Consider the following 2,282-nt stretch of genomic DNA (forward strand, 5'->3'; position numbering starts at 1 on the left):
CCAAAAAATATACCTATCAAATTTGATGGGCCTATCGTTGCAAACTATTTTTAAAACACCCGCTCTTTAAATTGAGCTAATTTTTCTAAAGATGACTTATCAACATCAGCATGCAGGCTGTTGCCGTGGGAGTCCATAGTGACGACAGCACGGAAACCTTCTACACGCAAGTGCCACATGGCTTCTGGAATACCAAATTGCATTAGGTCAACGCCTTCGACACTCTTAATGCAATCTGCATAGTATTGAGCTGCACCACCGATGGCATTTAAGTACACGCCGCCATGTTCTTGAAGAGCAGCTAATGTTTTCGGACCCATGCCGCCTTTTCCAATAACAGCGCGAATGCCAAATTTTTTCATAATGTCGCCTTGGTAAGGCTCCTCACGAATACTTGTTGTCGGGCCAGCAGCTTTTACATGCCAAACATCATTTTCATCTTTCAACATAACAGGGCCGCAGTGGTAAATAATTTGTCCATTCAAATCAACAGGAGAATCGTGGTCCGTTAAATATTTATGAATGGCGTCGCGGCCGGTGTACATCATGCCATTGATTACTACAACATCTCCAACTTTCAAAGAACGGATTTGTTCTTCTGTAATGGGTGCTTGCAGTTTGATCACATCTTCGGAACGGGCTGCAGCTGTTTCTTGTGCCGCTTCGTTCTCTTCGGCAAAATCTATAAACTCGCCGTCTTGGTAAGCCCATTCAATTATTTCACCAGTTTCTGCATTTACCGAAACTCCCATTCGGCGGAAGGCCCAGCAGTTGTAGGCAACAGAAACATAGAAGCTTGCAGGAATGCGGTGCATGACACCGATTTTACAGCCCAACAAAGTAGCTTCACCGCCAAAGCCCATTGTTCCGATTCCAAGCTTATTGGCGTTTTCCAAAATATATTCTTCCAGCTTACGAAGATCTTCATTTGGGTTCACATCTTCAAGCGGACGGAATAATTGTTCTTTTGCCAAATCATAGCCTGAAGAACGGTCGCCGCCAATACCGACCCCAATGAATCCTGCACTGCATCCTTGACCTTGTGCTTGGTAAACTGAATGGAGGATACACTTGCGGATCCCGTCAAGGTCGCGGCCTGCGCGTCCAAGTCCTTCGAGTTCACATGGCAAACTGTATTGAATGTTTTTGTTTTCACAACCCCCGCCTTTTAAAATCAAGCGGACATCGATATAGTCTTTTTCCCATTGTTCAAATTTGATGACTGGAACACCGTCTCCAAGGTTATCTCCGCTATTTTTGCCTGTCAGCGAATCAACGGCATTTGGACGAAGTTTTCCATCTTTTGTAGCACGAACAATCGCATTTTTAATAGCTGCTTTCAATTCAATTTGATTTACACCAACAGGAGTTTTAATTTTAAAAGTCGGCAGCCCAGTATCCTGGCAAATTGGCGATACTTGTTCATCTGCCATTTTAATGTTGTTCGTAATAGTGGCAAGGCTCATGGCCGCTCTCGTGCCAGCATTTTCTTTTTCCTTAGCCGCTTTCACAGCACGTCGGACATCTTTTGGCAGCTTTGTTGAAGTTTCGACAACCAGCTGATACATGCTCTCTTCAAATTTAGCAATATTCACTTTCAGTTTCCCCTTCCCTATGTCCTCTATATTTACCGTTTTTTATTATACTCCTATAGACAATAGAATTAAAGGTTAAGCTTGCAACCGAATACATGGCATTATCTGCCTGCTATATAAAAAAGAGCCTGTTATTTTGCAGACTCGCTTAGTTCACGATTATGGAATTCCCGGCATTTCGATTCCAATTCATCAATGATTGAAATTAACCGGTCAATATCATCAAGATCCGCTTCTTCCGGATCAATGGCATCCAGCACATCTAAAAACATATTTAAACGCTTCTTCAAAAATTCCACTTGATTATTCTTTTCTTGAATGGGGCTTCCCACGCTGCCTCTCTCCTTTCACATTCCTTTTCATCCTACTGGAATCTTGAAAAAAGTGCAAGGCAGCCCTCTTCAGCTACCGAAATTTATCGACCCATTTTGCTTGCAACTCAACTATAGTTTGGGCTTTCATTCAACCTATGAACACCATTTTGCTTAAAGCTCGAGTATTGTTATGTCCTTCAGCCACCCTATGAACACCACTTTACCTCATACTCGACTATTGTTTTGTCCTTCAGCCACCCTATAAAACATATTTGGCTCTGCCCCTTAAAGTATTAAGAATAAAAGCCACAGGCGGCTAATAAAAAAACCGTAGAACCAACAAATTTTAACGGATTCCAAACCAAAGGGGCTG

Annotated in this window: 2 protein-coding genes; both read right to left on the bottom strand. The window is 42.6% G+C overall.

From position 1 onward, the window contains the following. Nucleotides 1-50: 50 nt before the first annotated feature. Nucleotides 51-1,589, bottom strand: coding sequence for a fumarate hydratase (locus BFU02S_RS15625; protein ID WP_174520355.1), 1,539 nt, complete (start codon nt 1,587-1,589; stop codon nt 51-53). 137 nt (nt 1,590-1,726) lie between these two features. Beyond that, on the bottom strand, nt 1,727-1,927 hold the full coding sequence (locus BFU02S_RS15630; protein WP_066372683.1) for an SE1561 family protein: 201 nt from the start codon (nt 1,925-1,927) through the stop codon (nt 1,727-1,729). Between the last annotated feature and the right edge of the window lie 355 nt (nt 1,928-2,282).

The sequence above is a fragment of the Neobacillus fumarioli NBRC 102428 genome (genome assembly GCF_001591485.1).
In the GTDB taxonomy this organism is placed as follows: Bacteria; Bacillota; Bacilli; order Bacillales; family Cytobacillaceae; genus Neobacillus; species Neobacillus fumarioli.